At 69.3% G+C, this 7,817-nt stretch carries 3 protein-coding genes; all 3 read right to left on the reverse strand.

The window, feature by feature from the left end; translation table 11 throughout:
• Positions 1-218: 218 nt before the first annotated feature.
• The 3 genes from EEJ42_RS19540 to EEJ42_RS19550 are packed head-to-tail and all read right to left on the reverse strand — an operon-like array spanning position 219 to position 7,251.
• Positions 219-2,840, reverse strand: coding sequence for an RNaseH domain-containing protein (locus tag EEJ42_RS19540; RefSeq protein ID WP_246096944.1), 2,622 nt, complete (start codon positions 2,838-2,840; stop codon positions 219-221).
• On the reverse strand, positions 2,837-6,064 hold the full coding sequence (locus EEJ42_RS19545) for a hypothetical protein (protein WP_246096946.1): 3,228 nt from the start codon (positions 6,062-6,064) through the stop codon (positions 2,837-2,839). The genes EEJ42_RS19540 and EEJ42_RS19545 overlap by 4 nt, the downstream gene beginning before the upstream one ends.
• A gap of 32 nt (positions 6,065-6,096) precedes the next feature.
• Positions 6,097-7,251 (reverse strand): restriction endonuclease-related protein, encoded by a 1,155-nt coding sequence (locus EEJ42_RS19550; protein ID WP_123101280.1) that lies wholly within the window; start codon positions 7,249-7,251, stop codon positions 6,097-6,099.
• Positions 7,252-7,817 lie beyond the last annotated feature (566 nt).

A 7,817-nucleotide genomic window follows, 5' to 3' on the forward strand; every position in this document is an offset into this window, starting at 1 on the left:
GCGAGCCGCCGACGTCTTCTAGGGGCTCTTAGGCCGGAATTCACCCATCCAGGTCGCCCACACACCACTAGGCGTGTCCATCGTGTGACAACGCCCGGAGGGAAGAACCAGCGCGCCAGCCCCGCCCGATTCACAACGGTCGGGCCCGGCAGGACGGCAGCAGCCGACAGGCTGCCAGCTCCGCCAGCACGGCTCTGGAGCCGACGCGCACACTGCCCCTACTCGCTCAGCCCTTCCTGGTCGACGAAGCCGGGATGCTTCTCATCAGCGCTCTTGGCGAGATGCAGGGGCGCGGGAAGGTTGGTTCGCCCGTCCCACATGGCGGCCTGCTCGGAGATCCGCGCGGCAAGACCGGCCAGCTGCTCCTCGCGCCAGCCGCCGTGGTGGGCGATGACGTATTCGGTGCGGGTCATGGCATGGAAAGGAGCGCCCATTTGGGCCAGTTGCCCGCCGGGCAGGGTACGGCGTGTGTACTGGGTGCCGGTGCGCTGGCCGCCGGCGTGCTGGCGGGACTGCCCGGAAAACAGCCAGGACACCACACCGCCGTGATCGTGACGGTAGAGGATTTTCTCCGGCATGACCGGCTGCAGCGGGTTGGCCGGCAACTTGCCCCCGCCCCCGGCGCGCCGTGACGGCTGGGGTGTGCCCTGCCCGTTGCCAACCCTGACGACCGCCACATCCCGTCCCTGCGCCATCAGGCTCTGTCCGGGGACAGCGCCGTCCCCGAGCCGGTCGTTACACAGCCCGGGCCAGATCCGCTCACGCTCCTCGGCGAAGACGATGATCGGATACCGGTCACCGAGCGCGGCCAGAGCCCGTTCCACATAGGTGCGCACGTTGTGCGGACCCTCGTGGTCCTCCCGCAGGTGATGCCCTCTTTTGCCGATAGGACCGGCATGGTGCAGGGCCCGTGCCTGGGACAGAGGGCGCCAGCCCTGGTCGCTGTACATCAGGGTGGGCCAGTAGGCGTCCTCGCCGAGCGGGATCCGCATGGCGACCAGCGTGATGGCGAGGACGGCCGGTCTGCGGGGTCGGCCGGGACGTTCGCCGAAGCGGTGGTAGCGGGTCCACAGCCCTACCGCTACGGCTTCCCGGTCCAGGGCGGTGTCCTTGGCGTTGCGGTGGAAGGCGGTGGCGGCCAGGCGGTTGTCGATGAGGCCGGAGTCGCAGTGCAGGCTGCCGAGCGCGATCTGCACCGCATGGTCGTCCTTGTAGGCGACGTCCGGCTCCGGCAGACCAGCGTTGCGGGCCCTGGCCCGCGCGACCTTCTCGGGCGTGTTCAGCCGGTAGGGATCGCCGGGATCGGAGTCCATGGTGATGAACTGCGAGGGGATGCCGCGCTCGGCGAAGAGCCCTTTGAGCGCATGCTTGGCGTCCGTCAGCCCGGCCTCCTTCTCCTGCTCGCTGGGGTAGTGCGTCTCGCATAGGGCGGAGACCAGCGCCCGCCCAGCACCGGGCTTGAACCAGGGCAGCGTGTTGAGGATCAGGCTGCGGTCGTGGCTTCCGTGGCGGACGAGCTCGGGCAGCCGCACCGCCACGAGCTCGTACCCCGGTGCCAGCACCACCGGCTGTTCATCGGGCAGATCGGCCAGCTCGGGCCGCGTGTAGTCGCGGGCCAGCTGGCCCATCACCCGCGTGCGCCACGGCGCCGACTCATACAGCACGACGGTGCGCACCGTATCGAGACCGGCAATTGCCATGGCGTCGGCCATCTTGCCGGCCGGCACGTAGGGCGGCAGGCTCCCGCCCGGCTTACTGATCTTGATAGACGTGCCGGTGTAGACGAGGGGCTCCTGATCGAAGACCTGCCCGGCGTGTTCCTCGAGCCGGGCGTGGAACATCGCCCCGGCGCCCTTGTCGATCGGGTGCTTGCCCGTGCGGTGCACCCCGCGCACCTCTGTCAGCTCGTCCAGCCCCGTCAGGGGCGGCTCGGGCAGACGGCCGACGCCGCATGCCTCGACGATCTGTGCCGTCGCCCCGCGGTAGCGGACGGCCGCGGGCTGCATGAACCCGTCCGGCCCTTTCTCCCAGCGGGTGGTGATCGGGGCCTTGAGGATGATGTCCGGGTTGACGGGATGGCGCAGCAGGACGTTGCGGATGCCCTTGTAGTGGGTGGCGACGCGCGAGATCCGCGCCGACAGGTGCGCGATCAGCGTCTTTCCGCCTGGGGCGGGTTCGACCTCGATGTGGATGCGTTCCATGGCGTAGCCGGCGATGCGCCGGCGTTTGCCGCTTTCCTCGTCGATCCATGTCCGTTCGTGGACCAGCGGGGCCTGCCAGGCCAGCAGGTCACCCTCGGTGTCGAGGTGGAACCGCAGCGGAGGCAGGTTCTCGTCGAGCGGGAGCGGCTGGGCGGCCAGCATGCTTGCCAGCCGCCACCCGGCCACCCGAAACACCCAGCGGGGACCGGTGATCCGCCCCACAGGGTCGCGGTGCAGCAGCGAACTGAGCGGCTGGGGCCCGTCGTCGGACAGCTGCAGCAGAGCAGCCAGCGTGTCGCGGCCGCCATGCCCGTCCAGCCGCGTCTCCCACTCCCGCATCACAGTGCGCACCGCGGCCTCGTCCAGCGCTCCGGGCGTGACGATCACGCTCCGCCCGGCCCATCGGCCGGTCCTGGCAGGCCGGTCGGGGTTGGTGAACATCAGCCGCTCACCGGTCACGGCGCGCGCAGCCGTCTGCAGGGACGCGATCGGCTGCACGGCATCCTTACCGCGGGGCCTAGGCAGCCGCCGCCAGGCCGGCGCGAACGCCTCATCCTGCGGATAGGCATGCACGGTGCCCAGCAGCCGGTCATCCAGCGGGAAGGACAGGGTGAACAGGCGGCCGCGCTCGTTACTCACCACTTGTAGGTCTCCTGTTCCTCGTCCTCGGATCCGGTGGGGGAGTGCTCCGCCAAGCCCAGCAGGGCGTCGGTCATGGTGGTGCCATAGACGGCGTCGATCAGCGGCATGTGGTCCTCGTCCTGCCATTTCCCGCGCAGCTGCCCAAGGAGGGCAGGCAGGGTGGAGTGGGCGGCGGTGTGGGTGAAGGCGGCGTCCAGCAGCCGCAGCCGCCCCGGGTCCCCGCCGCGGCGGGTACGCCCGCCCAGCTGGATCAGCCGGGTCAGGATCTCTGCGACGACGGCGAGCTTGACGTTCTCGCCCAGCGACTTGAAGTAGCCCTCGCCGCTGCGGATGTCGTCGAAGATCTGGCCCGCCGTGATCCGCAGCCGCTCCAACTCTGCCGCGGGCTCCGGGCTGGGCCGCCGTCGGCGGTAGGCGAGGGAGTTGACCAGCGACAGCAGTACCGGGGGGTCTTCCATCACCGGGACGGGCCGGTTGACCAGGCAGGCCACATGCAGCAGGGAGCGCCCATCGCGGTCGACAATGTTCAGGCCGCGCTCGACCCGCGCCATGGGAGCGATCAGATACCGGCACCGGCCTCGGCCCACGGCATGGGGGAACTGCTCGAGCCGGTTGCTGGGAATGGGCACCCAGCCGGGCGGCATCCGCTCCAGTGCAGCCATGTCCTGCGGCCGCACCGCCACGCAGATCTCCGATGCCGCGACCTCTACGGAGATCATGCCGCGCGCGAGCGCCGGACCGGCGTTGTAGGCGGTCGGCGCGAGCAGCGCATACGCCCGGTGTGCGGTAGCAGGGTCGGCGGCTACCGCATCGAGCTGCGGGGGAAGGTCCTGGCCGACGCTGCGCCCCATGGCCGTATAGGCGCGTTCTCGGCCGGCCCCCTCGGTACCCGACACCACGATGCCCGCCCCGTCGTCCTGGCCGGCCTGCAGCTCGACGGTGAGGCTTCCGTTGACGTCGTCCGGCACGTACCAGGACGGCTCCGGCAGGAGGTGATGACGCGGTGCGTACGGCATGAACGCCGTTGCGGACATCCCGATCACCGCCCGGCGGGTGCCGGTATGGGCGAGCGCGGTCACCTCGCCCAGGTAGGCCAGGTGAGTGTGTGGGTCCCCGACATACGATTTCAGTCGCAGCGCCGTCTGGTGACGGTCGGCCGGGTCGAACGTCTCGGAGAACGCGAACAGCGCACGACCCAAAGGGCCGTACGGGGCAGCACGCCACGGCACGTGCGAGGCCAGCGCGTCCACGAGACTGTTACCGGCGGAGATCCCCGCCCCTTGCAGCGGCGCCGCGACCCCGACGATGCGGTGCAGGATGCTGCGCATCTCCTCCAGATACGCCCGCCGGGCCGCCAGCAGCGCCAGGGAGGACAGCCGCCTCTCGTCCGTCTCACCGGTGATCGCCGAGAAGGCTTCCCCGATGCACTTGAGGGTGGCGTGGGTGAGCCGGTCCGACCCGCCGGCCAGGTCCGTGACCGAGCACAGCAGCTCCCTCAGCTCCGCCAGCCCCTCGACCTCATCGGAAAACTCCAGCGGCCCCTCCCGCTTGTAGAGCTGGTTGACCGCCTGCATCTGCTGCGCGGTGGGCCGCTCACCCGCCTCCAGCTTGAAAATCCGGGAAGCGAACATCCCGTCCCAGCGGCGCGGAACGACCATGCTGCGCCGTTCCCGGTCGGGATGGATGACCCCGCCGACGAGGTGGGACACATAAGACTCGGCCAGCCACACCAGGTGGTTGATCAGCGGCCGCAGATGCTGTTCGAGGCTCATCGGCAGCCGGTGGCAGTGCCGCCGGAACTGGCTGTCAAGATCACGTACAGGAGTGTGCTCCGCACCGTCCTGGGCCAGCAGCACCTGACGGGCCGCCCGGTCGAACGCCTGCGCCTGCAGTGCATCGGCCTCGTCGATGATCACCAGATGGCTGCGATGCAGCAGCAGCTGCTCGGTGGTCATGCGCCGTCCCGGAGCGGGCCGGCCCGCCACCGGTGCGTGGATGTGCCCGGTGAGGAAGTTCGCATGGTTGGTGACGAGGATGTCCGCCGACGCCGCGGCCCGGTGGTGGCGGAACTTCCCGCAGCCGCCGCGCCACGGGCACGAGAGGGCCTTGTCCGCTTTTGGCCCGTTGGGTTTGAGCTGGTCGCACGGCTCCTGGCCCGGCGTCCAGGCATCCACCGCTTCGGAGGAGGTAGTGGCGTGCCCGGTCAGAGCACAGCTGTAGGACATCTCCCGGTACACCCAGGTCCTGAAGTCCGCGTCGTCCTGCGGGTTGCCGGCCGTCTGCTCGGCCAGCTCCTGCATGGAGGCGGGAGAGACGACCGGCGTGACCTGTGCGGAGATCTCCAGGTCGTCCAGGTCCTGCTGCAGCCGGTACACCGTGGCCAGGACCTGCGCGTTCTGCGGAACGACCAGCGAGATCACCCGGCCCGTCTCGGCGCCCCACACCGCGACGAGCTCGCTCAGGACGTTCTTGCCCATGCCGGTGGGGGCGTGGAAGACCCGCAGCGGCCCGGCCTGAACCCGCAGGAGCTCGCCCACCTCAAGGCCGTCGCGGCCGCGGGCGTGCCGCCTGATGTCCGCGACTGCCTTGCGCCGGTAGTCCTGCCCGCGCAGCCCATCGAGCCGGCCCGCGATCTCATCCAGGTCGGCAAGGGGGATCACCACCTCGTCCGCGACCGGGGCATCGCCCAGCTCCTGCACCACGCTGGGAGCAGCAGGACCCTGGTAGTCGAGGTCGTAGAAGACATCCACCACCCGACCGGACGGGCTGAGCGGATCCCTGATCCGCAGGTCGCTGACGTAGGAGCCGGGCGGCGCAGGCTTGGGCAGCAACTGCCCCTTGGCCGCGTTGTCCTCGAGCTCGTCCAGCAAGGCATCGATGAGGGCTTCCTCATCGCCGACGGGCAGGACCAGCACCTGCCCCTCCCCGTCGGCTGGGGCGAACTCGACCGCCTCACCGCTGTCCAGGACCGCTGCCGTCTCCGTGACAAACACGGCCCGGGAGGCAAGCACCGCCGGCCGCTGCCGCAGCATCCGCGTGATCCGCACCTGATCCCGCACGGCCAGAGCGGGCCAGCCGTCCCACAGATGCATCTGCCCCGTGGCCAGGAAGTGAGCATCAGCAAGATCCACCGCACGCCGCCATGCCGCCTGCTCCTGCGGTGCCCGGTTGGGGAACACCCGCGCGGCCAGCAGGATCGCCGCCCGCACCGTCAGAGGCACACTGACGGAGTACCTCGCACTCTTTGGCGACGTCATGCGCCCATTCCCTTCAGCCGCTTCGTCACGGCCGCCTTGAAACGGCTGACCGTGAACACGGTGTAGCGCTGCCCCTCAGCCGTACGCAGCGCATCGAGTCCGGCCTGAAGCTGATTGACCTGGCTGCGCCGGTAGTTGGGGACGACCACCGTCTCCCCGGCAGGCGGCCGGTCGACGATCGTCTGCGCGTCCTGGTGGTCCTTGACGTCCACCCGCCAGCGATGCCCGTCCGCCAGGTAGACACCGACATCCCACTCGTCCAGGTTCTCCCAGCGCTCGACCCGCACCCCCTCCTGCTTCTCCAGCCACTGCATCAGGCCCACCTCACTCAGCCCAGGACAGGTGATGTACCGCCACACCCCCCAGTCCAGGCACAACACGCCCTGCGCCGGCTCCGCAACCGCCAACCGGCCCAGCCCACCGGTCAGTACGGGCGGCCCGCCCCGCTTGTCACTGCCCGCGGCAAGACCGAACCGGCTCTGATGCGGTGGATACTCACACCGCAACTGCCCACCCCGCAGCACCATCGGATACCGGCACTGCGGACAGGGCCACAACCACGACGAAGCACCCGCCCACACCCGGTCAGAGGGAACAGGCCGGTACACGTCCATCCGCGCCGCGCCACGGCGCGAGTACTCCTCGACCAACGCCCGCTCCGTGCCGTAGGGCACCTCGGTCAGCATGGTCCGCGCCGCCACATAGCCAGCCTGCCCGCCAGAGCGGATGTGCCGAAAGACAGCCCGCTCCGTCTGCTCAGCCGTCTGCCGAACCCACGCCGGAAGCCACGCCCCACCGAGATCGAAGTATCCGTCGCCCCCGTACAGCGCCTCCAGATAGTTCATGCCCGCCTCGAAGGCATCCTCGGTCAGTTCCCCGTTGTCCGTCAGGACAACCAAATCCCCCATAGCCGAAGGTAGTTCGTCCCAGGCCAGAGGCACCCACTCTCGCAGGCGCACCGGCAGCAAGTCGATCATCTCGGCAGGCGTCGAAGGGCCGGCTCCCACCGGCAGACTCGACAAAAGCACCCCGTGCATACGGGACAATTCCCGCCACGCACGAGGTTCCTCAACCCGGTTGATCCACGCCGCACCGGCTCGCAGAGCAGCAGTAATGATCCTCCGAGCGGCAACATGATGACTAACAGGCACAGCTCATCACCCCTCTACGCCCCACCAGTGGTATTCGGGGCCATTCCAGACGGGCCAACAACTTCCGGAACATACACCCCGGGTCTGACAACGCCCACGAAAACTACCGAAGAGGGCCCCGCGACAGCGGGGGTACGCAACGATCCGGACATGCCGGCAGGCATGCTGCGGGGCTACGAGGCTCCTGCCTCAACCCGTTCTGTTGGCCCGTCAGGGCCCAGGCCCACAGCCCCGGCAGACCAAGGGGGAGGGGAGAGCAACCGGATAACTGTCTAACGAACCATTACGACATCACGGCGCCGCAAGGCGCCGACACACACCAACCCCCTGCCCGTCAGGGCAGGGAATCCCAACCACTTGAACCCAGAGTCATGCCGTCAGGCATGACACCTGGACATGCGACAGCGGGGCCGCCAGGCCCCGCCCTGTCTGTTCCTGTCGCCCGTCAGGGCGACACAGCCAACCCACAGTCATGCCGCCAGGCATGACGATGCGTCAGTTTACGGGCCGTCAGGCCCGTAGTTGGCCGTCAGGCCAACGCAAGAGCCGTCAGGCTCTCCGCCCCC

The sequence above is a fragment of the Streptomyces botrytidirepellens genome (assembly GCF_003721215.1).
In the GTDB taxonomy this organism is placed as follows: Bacteria; Actinomycetota; Actinomycetes; order Streptomycetales; family Streptomycetaceae; genus Streptomyces; species Streptomyces himastatinicus.